12 protein-coding genes are annotated in these 14,223 nt (G+C 68.0%); 5 read left to right on the forward strand and 7 right to left on the reverse strand.

The annotated features are described in order from the left end of the window. Positions 1-41 precede the first annotated feature (41 nt). The 5 genes from ACT53U_RS18100 to ACT53U_RS18120 form a co-directional block, all read right to left on the reverse strand. The gene (locus tag ACT53U_RS18100; protein ID WP_476157201.1) at positions 42-2,198 is read right to left on the reverse strand and encodes a peptidase domain-containing ABC transporter; all 2,157 of its coding nucleotides are present in this window, start codon (positions 2,196-2,198) and stop codon (positions 42-44) included. Next, positions 2,195-3,523 carry an HlyD family secretion protein gene (locus tag ACT53U_RS18105; RefSeq protein ID WP_476157202.1) on the reverse strand — a complete coding sequence of 443 codons (1,329 nt, stop codon included), beginning with the start codon at positions 3,521-3,523 and terminating at the stop codon, positions 2,195-2,197. The genes ACT53U_RS18100 and ACT53U_RS18105 overlap by 4 nt, the downstream gene beginning before the upstream one ends. Next, entirely contained in the window at positions 3,510-4,454 is a 945-nt protein-coding gene (locus ACT53U_RS18110) for an LpxL/LpxP family acyltransferase (protein ID WP_476157203.1), read from the reverse strand. Before ACT53U_RS18110 ends, ACT53U_RS18105 begins: the two co-directional genes overlap by 14 nt. Positions 4,455-4,674: 220 nt before the next feature. After that, on the reverse strand, positions 4,675-6,081 hold the full coding sequence (locus tag ACT53U_RS18115) for an aspartate aminotransferase family protein (RefSeq protein WP_476157204.1): 1,407 nt from the start codon (positions 6,079-6,081) through the stop codon (positions 4,675-4,677). A 152-nt stretch (positions 6,082-6,233) separates the two neighbouring features. Continuing rightward, positions 6,234-6,359 carry a hypothetical protein gene (locus ACT53U_RS18120; RefSeq protein ID WP_476157205.1) on the reverse strand — a complete coding sequence of 42 codons (126 nt, stop codon included), beginning with the start codon at positions 6,357-6,359 and terminating at the stop codon, positions 6,234-6,236. A gap of 331 nt (positions 6,360-6,690) precedes the next feature. Here ACT53U_RS18120 and ACT53U_RS18125 point away from each other — a divergent pair, with 331 nt between their 5' ends. The 4 genes from ACT53U_RS18125 (at position 6,691) to choV (ending at position 10,798) form a co-directional block, all read left to right on the forward strand. Next, positions 6,691-7,578, forward strand: a complete 888-nt coding sequence (locus tag ACT53U_RS18125) for an alpha/beta hydrolase (RefSeq protein WP_476157206.1) — start codon at positions 6,691-6,693, stop codon at positions 7,576-7,578. Positions 7,579-7,723: 145 nt separating this feature from the next. Next, complete coding sequence (locus ACT53U_RS18130) at positions 7,724-8,674, forward strand: choline ABC transporter substrate-binding protein (RefSeq protein ID WP_476157207.1); 951 nt, start codon at positions 7,724-7,726, stop codon at positions 8,672-8,674. Positions 8,675-8,738: 64 nt separating this feature from the next. Then, positions 8,739-9,623 (forward strand): choline ABC transporter permease subunit, encoded by an 885-nt coding sequence (choW, locus tag ACT53U_RS18135; RefSeq protein ID WP_476157208.1) that lies wholly within the window; start codon positions 8,739-8,741, stop codon positions 9,621-9,623. Beyond that, complete coding sequence (gene choV, locus ACT53U_RS18140; protein ID WP_476157209.1) at positions 9,620-10,798, forward strand: choline ABC transporter ATP-binding protein; 1,179 nt, start codon at positions 9,620-9,622, stop codon at positions 10,796-10,798. The genes choW and choV overlap by 4 nt, the downstream gene beginning before the upstream one ends. A 21-nt stretch (positions 10,799-10,819) precedes the next feature. Here the strand turns inward: choV and ACT53U_RS18145 are convergent, their stop codons facing one another. Then, complete coding sequence (locus ACT53U_RS18145) at positions 10,820-11,896, reverse strand: hypothetical protein (protein ID WP_476157210.1); 1,077 nt, start codon at positions 11,894-11,896, stop codon at positions 10,820-10,822. 28 nt (positions 11,897-11,924) lie between these two features. Further along, a complete protein-coding gene (locus ACT53U_RS18150) occupies positions 11,925-12,578 on the reverse strand; it encodes an ABC transporter ATP-binding protein (protein WP_476157211.1) in 654 nt (217 codons plus the stop codon). 109 nt (positions 12,579-12,687) lie between these two features. Here ACT53U_RS18150 and ACT53U_RS18155 point away from each other — a divergent pair, with 109 nt between their 5' ends. Beyond that, positions 12,688-14,166 (forward strand): glycosyltransferase family 2 protein, encoded by a 1,479-nt coding sequence (locus tag ACT53U_RS18155; protein WP_476157212.1) that lies wholly within the window; start codon positions 12,688-12,690, stop codon positions 14,164-14,166. Positions 14,167-14,223: the final 57 nt, after the last annotated feature.

Genomic DNA, 14,223 nt, shown 5'->3' on the forward strand with positions numbered 1-14,223 from the left:
ACCGAATTCTCTCAAATGAGCGAGATCTCGACAATATTCGCTCAACCACCCGCCGGCGGCGCGAGAACGCCGATCGGCGCCGTTTCCACCCGCGGGATCTCGACCGGCGTGAGGACGCCGTTGGCCAACCGATAGGCGCGGTCGACATGGGCGAGCAGCCGCTCGGAATGGGTGACGAAGATCTTGCCGCCCGGCAGGCTGCACAGGCTGTCGAGCAGGTCCGTCTCGGTCGCCTTGTCGAGATTGGCGGTGATCTCGTCGAACAGCATCAGCCGCGGCTGGCGGGCGATGGCGCGGGCGGCGAGCACGCGACGGCGCTGGCCGGTCGAGAGCAGCGAGTTGTTGTTGGCGACGATGGTGGCGATGCCCTGCGGCAGGGCCTCGATCTCGTCGTCGAGACCGACCATCGACAGCGCCTGACGGATGCGTTCGATCGGCATGTCGGGATCGAACAGGCTGACGTTCTCGGCGAGCGTCGCGGTGAAGAGCCCGTCCTCGGCGAAGACGGCGCCGATGTTGGCGCGATATTCCATCGTGCCGAACCGGGCGAGCGACTGACCGTCGATCAGCACCGAGCCCGAGGTCGGCTCGGTCACCGAGGCGATCACCTTGAGCAGCGACGACTTGCCGGACCCGGATTCGCCGATGATGGCGATGTGCTCGCCGCCCTCGACATCGATGCGCAGGCTCGCCTGGCGCACCACCGGACGCTCCTCGCGGCCGAAGGAGATGGCGATGTCGCGCACCTCGACGTCCTTGCGGATCGTCTTGCGGATGACCGCCGCCTTGGACGTCACCTCGGGCGTGTTCTGGATGACGTCCTCGAGCCGGCGCACGTGCGACTTGATCACCGTGAGGTGCATCAGGTTGGTGGTCAGCGTGTCGACCATCATGAAGAACGTGTTGCGCAGCGAGAAGAAGGCATAGAGCATGCCGATCGTCATCTCGTTGGTCAGCACCGCGGCGATGCCGGCATAGAGCGTGATGACCGAGCCGACGATGACGACCAGGTGGACGAAGAGCTGGGTGTCGATCTGGAGGCGGCGCGAGACGAAGTCGCGCGCGGCATAGCGCGACAGCTTCTCGAACCAGCGCTGCTCGAACCGCGCCGAGACGTCGTGCGCCTTGATGATCTGGATGCGATCGAGCCCGTCGAGCAGCGTCGAGACCTCGTCGGTCTTCGCCGTCAGCGCCTCGGTCGTCGCCTCACGGGTGCGCCTGAGGTACGCGGTGCGGATGCCGACGGCGAGCGCCAGCGTGCCGATCACCATCAGCGTCATCGAGGTCGAGTAATAGAACATCAGCGCGACCGAGATCGCCGACACCGAGGTGTCGGCGAGCGAACGCACCATGCCGTCGGAGGCGAAGGCCTTGACCTGATCGACCGAGTTCAGCCGGGTGATGAAGTCGCCGGGGTGGCGCGCCTCGAAATAGCGCAGCGGCAGCCGCAGCCCGTGGCCGACCACCGAGCGCGAGAACTGCACCTGCATGCCGATCGAGGTACGCAGGATGACCATGTCGCGCAGCCAGTTGCCGATCGCCTCGAAGACGAGGAGCGCGCAGAGGCCGATGGTCAACATGCCGAGCAGGTCGATGTCGGCCTGCGGCAGCACGAAGTCGAGCGACACCTGCAACAGGATCGGCGAGGCGAGCGCGAGCAGGCCGACCGTCACCGAGACCGAGACGATCTTGATCAGCGCCGACTTGAAGCTGCCGGTCGACTTCACGAGATCCCACAGCGAGATGCCGTCCTTGGAGACGATCTTCTCGATCGCCATCCGCGGCTCGAGCTCGAGCACGACACCGGAGAAATGCTTCTCGAAGTCCGGCCGCTTGAAGGTGCGGCGACCGACGGCGGGATCATGGACGACGTATTTCTCGCCGGAGATGCTCTCCAGCACGACGTAGTGCCGGCCCTCCCAGTGGAGGATCGCCGGCAGGCGAACGCCGGCGAGGTCGTCGCTGTTCTCGACCGACAGGCCGCGCGCGTCGAAGCCGAAGACGCCGGCGAGCGCGTAGAGCTCGGCCAGAGACATGCCGCCCTGATAGATCTGGTGCACCGACCGCATGTAGGGCAGGTCGACGTCGTGACCGTGGGCATTGGCGATCATCGCCATGCAGGCGAGGCCGCATTCCTGCTGCTCGCTCTGGAGCAGGGTCCGCACCCGCGGCTTGTTGGAGAAGAACGGCAGGCTCATGTCCGACCCCGCATCGCCAGGATCGGATCGAGCACCCAGTCGATCAGCCGCCGGCGCTCGACGACGACGTCGGCGCTGAGCGTCGAACCGATCAGGATCGGCCTCTCGCTGCCATAGGCCACGATGGTCTTCTCCTCGGGTTCGACTTCGACCAGGAACTTCGACTGCGGCGGCGGCCGCGGCCCGGCCTTGGCGAGGGCGGCGTCGAGCCCGCTCGCCTCGTCCTCCTTCGGCAGCGACAGCGGCTGCTTGCCGATGGCGATGATGCGGCCGTACTTCACGCCGAAGGTCTTGTAGGGAAAGGCGTCGTACTTCAGCACCACGCGCTGCTGGAGCGTCAGCAGACCCATGGTCTTCGACGGCGCCTGCAGGCCGATGGTGATCGGCTCGTCGGGATTGCCGATCGCCGCCAGCGTGTCGCCGTACTTCACCTCGGCACCCTCGCGCACGTTGATCGCGGCGATGCGGCCTTCGCCGCCGGCGATGACGTCGGTGGCGATCGCCGACTTGGCGCGCTCGATCCGAGCGTCGAGTTCGGCGAGCTGACGGGAGAGCTGCCCGTGCTCGGCGGCATTGGCGCTGCGGCCCTGCTGCAGCGTGCGGCGGCGCTCAAGCTGGGTCGTCGTCAGCTGCGTCATCTGCAGGCGCACCTCGAGCAGCTGGCGCGTGTAGTCCTGCTTCACCCGCTCCTGACCGGTGACGTTCTCGCGGGTGACGTAGCCGCTCTTCAGATTGGCCCGGAGCTTCTGGACGATCTCGTCCTGGGCCGCGAGCGCGCCCTGGAGTTCCTGCTCCTGCTTGCGCAGGTTGGCCTCGATCTTGACCATGTTGTCGTCGAAGGCGGTGAGGTCGTCGGCGTGATGCGCCATCAACGCGTCGAGCCCGTCGATCTGGGCCTGCGTGTTGCGACGCTGCGCGACCAGCGACTGCAACTCGGACTCCGACAGCGGCTTCGATCCCGCCGCCGTCTGCTGCGGCACGATGGTCAGGACCTTGTCGCCGGCCTTCACCGCCTGGCCCTGCGTCACCCAGATGTGCGAGACGGTGCCGTCGACCGGCGCCGACATGCGCTGCCCGCCCTTGGTGCCGAGCACGATGCCGCGCATCGTCTCCTGCTTGGCAAAGGTGCCGAACCACATCGCCGCCACGAGGAAGAGCGCCAGCGTCACGAAGAAGACGACCAGCAGGTCGGAGGCGGTGTCGCGGCGGAACTCGATCGACGAGGAGAGCTGATGCAGACCGGTGATCTCGAACCGGTCCATCATCGTCTCGGGCCGCGGCTTGCGCCGGCCGAGGAAGCGGCGGAAGGTCTCAACCGGCAGCATGGGCGGCCACCTTCTGCGCGAGAGTGCGGAAGCCTTCCGAGCCGCCCGACGTCCATCCCGCCGGATAGAACTCGCCGAGCCGCGTCCACATGTGCCACTGCTCCGGCGCCAGCTTGACGAAGCTCTCGATCTGCCGACCGATCGTCATCGCCAGTTCGCGGCGGTCGTCGGCGGTCGTCCGCGACACTTCGAAGGGCCGGCCGAAGACGATCTCGTCGCGGGTGAGGTGCGAGCAGACGGTCATCGGCAGCACCACGCCCTTCAGCATGCGCGCCATCGCGTCGAGCCCCATGGCGATCGACGCGGTCTCCTCGAAGAGCCGGGTCTCGGCCGGCGAACCGTAGGTCTCCGGCAGATCGAGCAGCGACACCACCACGGCGCCCTTGCGGGCAAAGCGCATGGCGTCGACGAAGTCGGCCTCGTCGCGGGTGTTGAGGATGCGGAATTCGCCGGCGATCTCGCGCAGGCGGTCCATCGCGATGTTGTTCTCCTCGAGATCCTCGCGGGCGCGCAGCACCAAGAGGCGCCGGCCGCGGAACCAGTGCCACAGCACGTGCGAGATGCCGAGCGGGAAGACACCCATGTGCAGCGGCGCGAGGATGACGACGTCGCCGGTCGCCGCCAGACGGGCCGGGAGGTCGGGGTCGGAGACGGTGGTGTTGCGGGTGTCGGCGAGCATCTCGGCCTGACTGCGGCGGATGCTGGCGAACCACTCCATGATCAAGAGGAGGTCGTGGAAGTCGTGCTCGCGGGCGAGGCGGCGCGCCTCCTCGGTGCCGACCCTGAGGCGCTTCTCGAAGAAGGGTTCGAGACCGAAGCCGACGCCTTTGCGGAAGGGCAGCGAGGCCCGCCACGCGGCACGCAGGGCGATCCGCCGCGCGGCCAGCGGCAGCCTGCCCAGATGCTCGATCGTCTTCATGGCCGTCGTCATGTGCCGCACCGTTGGTCGGATCGTCGCCGCCGCTTCGCCGTCACGCCGACGCGCCCCGTCGCCGGGCGTCCTTTCGGTGCCGGCTCGCGGCCGGCGCGTTCCCCGCGCGGGGTCGGGACCCCTCGCGTCTTCGCCTTGCCGTCGGGTCACTATTTTGAAGTCAGCCTTAATTCCGGGTTAATCCGGCCCCGCCGACCGCCCGACGCGGCCGCTCGAGACCTCAATCCGACGACAGTTCGGCGGCGACGAAGTCGAGGACGCCGCGCACCGTGGCGACCACCTGATCGACCTCGTCGCGCGAGATGATCAGCGGCGGCGAGATCAGGATGCGGTCGGCCGCAGCCCTGAGGATGACGCCGTCGCGGAAACAGAAGTTGCGCACGATCATCCCGATGTCCTCGGGCTTCGAGAAGCGCTTGCGCGTCGTCTTGTCGAGGACGAGCTGGATCGCCCCGAGCAGGCCGACCGACACCGCCTCGCCGACCAGAACGTGATCGGCGAGCCCACCCCAGGCCTTCGCGAAATAGGGGCCGATGTCGTCGCGCACCCGCTCGACCAGCCCCTCGCGCTCGATGATCTCGAGATTGGCGAGCGCGGCGGCGGCGGCGACCGGATGGCCGGAATAGGTGAAGCCGTGGGCGATCTGGCCCGCATCCTTCATCAGCACGTCGGCGACGCGGTCGGAGACCAGCACGCCGGCGATCGGCACGTAGCCCGACGACAGGCCCTTGGCGATCGGGCAGAAGTCCGGCTCGAGCCCGTAGTGCTGGAAGCCGAACCACTCGCCGAGCCGGCCGAAACCGCAGACGACCTCGTCGACGACCAGCAGGATGTCGTGCTTGCGGCAGATCCGCTGGATCTCCGGCCAATAGGTCGACGGCGGCACGATCACCCCGCCCGATCCCTGGATCGGTTCTGCGACGAAGGCGGCGATGCGATCGGCGCCGATCCGGCGGATCGTCTCCTCGAGCTCGCGTGCCCGCGCCAGACCGAAGGCCTCCGGCGTCGCGTCGCCACCCTCGGCGTACCAGTAGGGCTGGCCGATATGGACGATGTCGGGAACGAGCGATCCCGCCTGCTCGTGCATGTGGCGCATGCCGCCGAGGCTGGCGCCGGCGACCGTCGAGCCGTGATAGGCGTTGTGGCGCGAGACGACGACGGTCTTCTTCGGCTTGCCCTTGGTCGCCCAGTAGACCCGCGCCAGCCGCAGCCAGGTGTCGTTCGCCTCGGAGCCCGAATTGGTGAAGAAGACGTGGTTGATCGACGGCCCCGCATGCGAACAGATCTTCGCCGCCAGCCGCGTCGCCGGCACCGTCGTGGTGCCGAAGAAGGTGTTGTAGAAGGGAAGCTGGTTCATCTGGGCGAACACGGCTTCGGAAATCTCGCGCCGGCCGTAGCCGACGTTGACGCACCACAGCCCCGCGAAGGCGTCGAGATACTTCCTGCCCTCGCCGTCCCAGACATGGACCCCCTCGCCGCGCGTGATGACGCGGACACCGTGCTCCAGATGATCCTTCATGTCGGCGAAGGGATGGAGGTGATGGGCGGTGTCGGCGGCCACGAGATCGGCGAGCGTCTCGGGCGCCAGGGTCGAGGATGAAAGGGTCTGGGGCAGAAGGGTCGACATGGGGCAGGCTCCGGTGAAACGCCGCGCGATGGTCGGACCGTGCATTTCGCCCGCATCTGCGGGCGAAATGCGAAAAGCCGGATCGAGCGAAACGTTCGACCCGGCTTCGTCGAGCCGTGGACGGGGGCGACGAGGCCCCCGCACCGCTCAGATCAGCTGCACTTGCCCGACTTGGACTTGCCACCGCAGTCCGGAGCCGAAGAGCCGCCCTTGTCCTTGCCGCACGAGCCACCGCCGCCGGCGAGGGTCTTCAGCTGGTCGAGCTTGAGTTCCTTCATGGGATCATCTCCTTTTTCCCCGACCCCGTCCGAGATCGGCGCAGAGTTGATCGCATTTTGCATCGATCGTTTCAACAAATGCGAGAGATTAATACTAACGCAACGTCATTAACTATGCTTTGATTGACTAAAATTGTAATGAAATTGTTGGTATATACTTAAGGTTATCGCAACGAGAGAAGACGCATTCCATTCACGGAAGAGACCACCCGACAGCCCGCCGACGTCCGGATTTCCGCCGCCGTTGCCTCGCTCGACGGACCGATGCTACCGATGTCGGGCGCGCGCGCCGCGCCGGCACCCCATGCCGCCGCCACCTCGGGAGCCGTCCTTGTCGGAACCGCCGAGCCCTTCGCCGGCTGCCCTGCCGCCCGGAACGGATCACCCGACCGGACGCCGGGCTCTGCGTCGTGGGCTCGTCGCGGCGGCGGCCGCCTCGGCGATCGGCCTCGCCGGCGTCCTCGTCGTCCCCGCGCTCGAGGTGCGGCTCGTCTATGCCCCCGATCGCGAAACGGTCGCCCCGGCGGAAGCCGGCCTCGCCGGCGCCCGCGTGCTGTCGATTGCGACCGAGGACGGCGAACGGCTGGTCGGCTGGTACGTGCCGGCGGCCGAGGGAGCGGCGCTCGCGCTCTATTTCCACGGCAACGGCGGCTCGCTCGCCGACCGTGTCGACCAGATCGAACGGCTGCGATCCTTCGGCCTCGCGGTGCTGGCGATCGACTACCGCGGCTTCGGCGGCTCGACCGGATCGCCCACGGAAGACGGCCTCGCCCACGATGCCGAGGCAGCCCTCGCCGAGGCCCGCCGCCTCGGTTGGGAGCCCTCGCGCATCGTCGTGATCGGTCAGTCGCTGGGAACCGGGGTCGCGACCGCGCTCGCCGCCCGCCATCGCTTCGCCGGTCTCCTGCTCGACGCCGCCTTCGCCTCGCTGACCGAGGTCGCCGCCGAGCGCCATCCCGCCCTGCCGGTCCGATGGGTCCTGCCCGACCGCTTCCGCTCCGACCGCCGCATCGCCGCGGTCGGCGCGCCCGTGCTGCTGCTCCATGCCGAGGACGACCCGATCGTGCCGGCGCACCACGGCGCCCGGCTCTTCGCGCTCGCCGCCGAGCCGAAGCAGCGCATCGCCGTCACCGGCACCCGCCACCGCGTGCTCGACGACCCGCGCGTCACCGAAGCGCTCGCCGCCTGGTTCCGTACCGTGACGGCGCCGAAGCCCTGACCGCGTCTCCGCCGAAGGTCGCTCTCCTCCGAAGGCCAGTCTCCGCCGAAGGAATGCCTGCCGCGACGCCGTGAACGGTCGATGCGGTCTGGACATTCGGGGCGAGTTGCGCTCCGGTGTGCCCGCATTTTCAGGAGGACGATGAATGCCGAGCCCGAAAGCCGCCGCCCTTGCCACCCTGCTCGCCGCCGCCGTGCTCGCCGCCCCCGCGGCCGAGGCCGCCGATCCGGCCTCCTGCAAGGCCGTGCGCTTCTCCGACGTCGGCTGGACCGACATCACCGCCACGACGGCGATCGCCTCGAAGATCCTCGAGGGTCTCGGCTACCAGCCCAAGACCCAGGTCCTGTCGGTGCCGGTGACCTATGCCTCGCTGAAGAACAAGGACATCGACGTCTTCCTCGGCAACTGGATGCCGACGATGGAGGCCGACCGCAAACCCTTCGTCGACGACAAGTCGATCGAGGTCGGCGCCGCCAACCTGACCGGCGCCAAGTACACGCTCGCCGTCCCCGCCAAGCTGTGGGACGAGGGTCTGAAGGACTTCAAGGACATCGCCAAGTTCAAGGACAAGCTCGGCGGCAAGATCCACGGCATCGAGCCCGGCAACGACGGCAACCGCCTGATCCTCGGCATGATCGAGGGCAAGAAGTTCGGCCTCGACGGCTTCCAGCTGGTCGAATCGAGCGAGCAGGGCATGCTCGCCCAGGTCGAGCGCGCCGGCAGCCGCGGCGAGGCGATCGTCTTCCTCGGATGGGAGCCCCATCCGATGAACACCAAATACGCCATCAAGTATCTCTCCGGCGGCGACGACGTCTTCGGCCCCGACTTCGGCGGCGCGACGATCTACACCAACGTCCGCGCCGGCTGGCCGGCCCAGTGCCCCAACGCCGGCAAGCTCGTCGGCAATCTCAAGTTCACGCTGGAGCTCGAGAACGTCGTGATGGGCTACATCCTCAACGACGGGATGGAGGGAGACAAGGCGGCCGAGAAGTGGCTGAAGGCCAATCCGACCGTGTGGTCGGCCTGGCTCGACGGCGTCACCACCTTCGACGGCAAGCCCGGCCTCGACGCCGTCAAGGCCGCGCTGAAGCTCTGAGGCCTCGCGCGCCCCGCCCCGCGGCGCCTCTCGCGCCGCGGGCGACCCGACCGGAACCGATACCATGCAAGACTGGCTCGTCGACAACAAGCTCCCGCTCGGGCGCTGGATGAAGATCCTGATGGATTTTCTGACCACGCACGGCCGCGGCTTCTTCGACGCCGTGTCGCTGGTGCTCGGTTCCGTCATCGACGGGCTGACCGGCGTGCTCCTCACCCTGCCGCCGCTCGCAGCCGTCGTCGTCGCGGCCGTGGCGACCTGGGCGCTGCACCGCTCGATCTCGCTCGCCGTCTTCGTGCTCCTCTCGCTGATGCTGGTGGTCAATCTCGGCTACTGGGAAGCGACGATGCAGACCCTGGCGCTGGTCCTCTCCTCGACCATCGTCTGCATGATCGTCGGCGTCCCGCTCGGCGTCGCCGCAGCCCACAGGCCCTGGCTCTACCGCATCCTCAGGCCGATCCTCGACCTGATGCAGACGATCCCGACCTTCGTCTATCTGATCCCGACGCTGGTGCTCTTCGGCCTCGGCTCGGTGCCGGGACTGGTCGCGACTGTCATCTTCGCCCTGCCCGCCCCCGTCCGCCTCACCCATCTCGGCATCTCCTCGGTGCCGAAACCCTTGAGCGAGGCCGCGCTCGCCTTCGGCGCGACGAAGCGGCAGCTGCTGTGGAAGGTCGAGTTGCCCCATGCGCTGCCGACCATCATGGCCGGCGTCACCCAGTGCATCATGCTGTCGCTGTCGATGGTGGTGATCGGCGCGCTGGTCGGCGCCGACGGCCTCGGCAAGCCGGTGGTGCGCGCCCTCAACACCGTCAACGTCGCCACCGGCTTCGAGGCGGGTGCGGCGATCGTCGTGCTCGCCATCATCCTCGACCGTGTGCTGCGCCGGCCCGAACCCGAGAAGCCCGACGGCCCGACCCGTTCCGAACGCGGAAGGATGCCGGAATGAATGCCGTCGAGTTCCGCGACGTCGACATCGTCTTCGGCACCCGCCGCGCCGAGGCCCTCGCCCTCCTCGATCGGGGGGAGACCCGCGAGACGATCCAGGCGAAGACCGGCTGCATCGTCGGCGCCGCCGGCATCTCGCTGAAGGTGGCCGAGGGCGAGATCTGCGTGCTGATGGGCCTGTCGGGCTCCGGCAAGTCGACCATCCTGCGCGCCGTCAACCGCCTCAACGAGCCGTCGCGCGGCTCGGTCATGGTCGCCCATGCCGGCCGCCCGGTCGACGTCGCGCGCTGCGACGAGGACACGCTGCGCGCCGTGCGCTCACGCACCGTCTCGATGGTCTTCCAGCAGTTCGGTCTGCTGCCCTGGCGCACCGTGCGTCAGAACGCCGGATTCGGCCTGGAACTGCGCGGCATGCGGGCCAAGGCGCGCGCCGCGATCGTCGACGAGAAGCTCGCCATGGTCGGCCTCTCCGGCTGGGCCGACCGCTACGTCCACGAGCTCTCCGGCGGCATGCAGCAGCGCGTCGGCCTCGCCCGCGCCTTCGCCACCGACGCCGACATCCTCTTGATGGACGAGCCCTTCTCCTCGCTCGATCCGCTGATCCGCGACAAGCTGCAGGACGAGCTGATCGACCTGCAGAAGCGCATCCGCAAGACCATCGTCTTCGTCAGCCACGACCTCGACGAGGCGATGAAGCTCGGCAACACCATCACCATCATGGAGGGCGGCCGCATCGTCCAGTCGGGCAGCCGCGAGGACATTCTGCTCCGCCCCGCCAACGACTACGTCGGCGACTTCGTCAAACACACCAATCCGCTGAACGTGCTGACGGCGAAGACCGCCATGCGCCCCATCGCCGAGTTCGGCCGCGAGGGCGACGAGATCCCGGTCGGCGCCGCCGGCCGCCTGCGTGTCCGCCTCGACGGTGCCGGCAGACCCGTCGCCGTCACCCGCGCCGGCCGCCCGCTGCGCCTCGTCGGTGCCGAGGCCGAGGATGCCGCCGAGGGCGAGGCGATCCTCGCCCCCTTCGACCTGACGCTCCGCCGCGCGATCGCGCTCCAACGCCGTTCCGGCGTGCCGATCGTCGTCGTCGACGAGGCCGGTCGTCTCGCCGGCATCTGCGGCGAGGAAGAGATCTACGAGAGCCTCGGCCGCTGGGAAGCCCGCGTGCGCTGAAGGCGGGGCGAGGACGATCGCTCAGGCCGATCGCTCGGCGCCCGCAGCCATGTCCGCCTCCTCCTCGCCGAGCGCCTCCTCGACGTAGGAATAGAGCGCCAGATCGTGCTCGAGCAGGTCGACCACCGGCGTCATCCGCATCAGACGCTCGGCGACCGGCTCGATGCCGGGGAAGGTCTCGCTCCCCGTGCCGTCGAGCACCACCGCCCCGATCGCACCGTTGAAGAGCCGGCAGAACTCCGGATATGCGGCCTGGGTGCCGATCGCATGCATGCGCGACAGATTGTCGAGCGAGATGCCGACGTGCCGCCGCTCCGCCCGTTCGTCGACGCCACAGCCGAGCGCGCGCGTCATCGGATTGGCGAGCACCGCACGCTGCGTCCCCGACAGACGGCGGATGCTGCCCGCCACCGCGGCCTCGTCCTCGAGGTCGAGCGACCGCGCCCAGTCGAGCACCGGCTCCAGTCCGTGGGCGAAGGTCGACAGGAGCACCGAGGAACCGTTGCGGGCGATCAGCTTCAGGAGCATCAGCCGCTCGGCGAGCTCCTCGAACGGATCGCGCAGCAATGCCGCCTGCAGATAGCCCATGTCGTTGAGCCCGACCGCATAGCGACTGTACATCGGTCGACCGCTGAGAAAGACGGAAGAGCAATAATAGTTGTAGACCAGCGCGCACATCGTATCGAACGAATGCCGATCGACGAAGTTGTAGCTCAGTGCGAAGCAGCGATTGGCTTGCCGGATCACCGTCTGCTGGAAGAGCGTACCGAAGGTCAGGAGGCAGACCTTCTTGTCGACGTGACGATCGATGCGATAGCGGCGGTAGATCGAGACGCGAGTCTCGGCCTCGACGATCTCGATCTCCTGCATCCGGGCGAGCTCGGGCACCGTCGTCTCGTCGATCGCGAAGCCGACGATGCCGGTGTTGTGCAACCCCAGATCGACGATGTCCTGGCGCGGAATGAAGGCCTCGACGTCGAGCTCGTCGTGTTCGCCGTCGTGGAAGATCACCGTCACGCGCGGCGTCACGCTCGGATTGTCCGGAACGACCCAGCCGATGATGGCGCTGCCCGTGTCGTGGTCGATGTGGAACTTCATGGCCCGTTCCGTTCGTGCCGCAGGGGCATCACATGTTGAGCTTCTTGTAGAGCTCGATGGCGTCGTCGAGACTGGAGAACATGTGCAGGCAACCATGCGCGAGCACGGCGCCACGATCACAATAGGCGCGCAGCGTATCCGGCGAATGCGAGACCATGATGATGTCGGCCCGTTCTCGTCGTTTGGCGAACTCCTCCTGACAGCGGCGCTGGAAGCGGCTGTCGCCGACCGCCGTCACCTCGTCGATCAGATAGCACTCGAACTCGATCGCCATCGACAGGCCGAAGGCCAGGCGCTGCATCATGCCCGACGAATAGGTCTCGATCGGCACGTCGATGTAGCTGCCGATCTCGGCGAAATCCTCGACATAGTCGAGCACCTGCCGCGGATCGTGCCCGTAGATGCGCGCGGCGAAATGGACGTTCTCCCGCCCGGTCATCTTCGAGTGCATCCCACCCGTGAAGCCGAGCGGCCAGGACACGCGGACCTTGCGGCGAATCCGCCCGCCGTTCGGCAGCTCGCTGCCCGCCAGAAGGCGCATCAGCGTGGACTTGCCGGCCCCGTTGATCCCGAGTATGGCGTAGTTCCGACCGGCTTGGAAATCCATCGAGACGTGATCGAGGACGATCTTCGTCAGGCCGTTCGTCCGGTAGTATTTGAACACTCGGTCGAGTTCGATCACGTCTGACACCCGAAGCGGTACGGCCGATCCTATGTGGCCGACCACCCCGGGAACTGTCAACACGGCGCCGGCACGGCGCGAATTCGCGATTCATCGGTGCGGGAATACGATGACCAGATCTGCCGACGCCGCCGCCTCGGGAACCCCGCTCGTCACTGTCCTGCTGCCGGTCTTCAACGGCGCACGACATCTCCCCGCGACGCTCGGCTCGATCGCCGATCAGTCGCTCGACGACATCGAGGTGATCGTCGTCGACGACGGATCGACCGACGATTCGCTCACCCTGGTCGAGGCCTGGGCGGCGAACGTACCCTTCGCCGTGACGGTGATCGGCGAACCCGTCAACCTCGGTGTCCACGCCGCTCTGCTCGGCGCCTCGACGCGCGCGCGCGGCACCTTCGTCGCCCAGATCGGCCACGACGACGTCTGGTCGCCCGACCATCTCGCCGCCCTCGTCGCCCGCATCGAGGAGACGCCCGAGGCCGTCGCCGCCTTCGCCGACATCGCCTACATCGACGACGAGGGCCGCCCGATCGCCCGCGACATCTTCCACCACGAGCGCATCGACCTCCTGTCGCGCGCCGAACTCTTCGCCGATCTCGTCGCCGGCAACTACCTCTGCGCCCCGGCCTCGCTCTACCGCCGCGCCGCCTGGAAGCCGTGCTTCTGGGGCGTCGCCGACGAACGCCTGCAGGACTACGAGCTCTGGCTGAACCTTCTCGCCGTCGGTCCGTTCGTGCGCGTGTCGGCGGTCGGCTGCCGCTATCGCATCCACGACGGCAACCTCAGCAGCGCCGCGACCATGGCGCGCCAGAGCCGGTCGGAGCTGATCGGCGCGCATCTCCGGGTGTTCACGTCGTCGCACTTCGCCGACTTCGTCGCCGGCCTCCACGGCGAGACCGAGCGCCGTGCCTTTCACGCCGCGTTGTTCGACAGCTGCCGGCGGGTGCGGGACTATTGCCCCGACCTGATCCACGTCCAGATCGACCTCTTCGAGCGGCTGCACCTGCTCGACCCCGACAACAAGGCGCCGATCGCCGCCTACCGCTCGGACCTCTACGGACGGCTCGGCATGCTGCGCAAGAGCGCCCGCACCGCCCGGCTCTTCCCCCGCCACATGGCCGTCGACTGCGACTGGCTGCCCTGGCTGGTGCCGGCCGACGACGCCGCCCGCGCGCCGCTCTTCGCCGATCTCGTCGAGGGCTTCGTCTTCCGCGACGGCCGCGGCGTACCGCTCGAGGGTACCGGCCGATACTTCTTCTACTTCGCCCGCGCCGACCTGCTCGCAGCCCTGCGCCGCTATCCGTCCTTCCGTCGCGCGCTCGCCCAGCACCGTGTCGTCGCCTACGAGGCCGAGACGACCGGTCCGACCGGCTTCGGCTTCGCGCTGGCGACCGGCACCCGTCTCGACGCCGCGCTGGCCGATCGCCTCTTCCGCTTCATGGAAGATGAGCACGGCTCCTGCATGGCCGCGCCCGCCGCACCTGCCGGCCCCGTCGCCCGCCTCGCGGCGACGCTGCGGTGCGAGGCCGATCGCCTGTGGCGGGCGAGTGCCCATCTCCGCTTCCGGTTGACACGGATGCGGTGACACGCAGCGAATTGCGCGTGGTCGTTGACGCGCCCGGTCGCAGGTCCTAGACCTCGA

It is taken from the genome of Pinisolibacter sp. DMC19 (genome assembly GCF_056313985.1).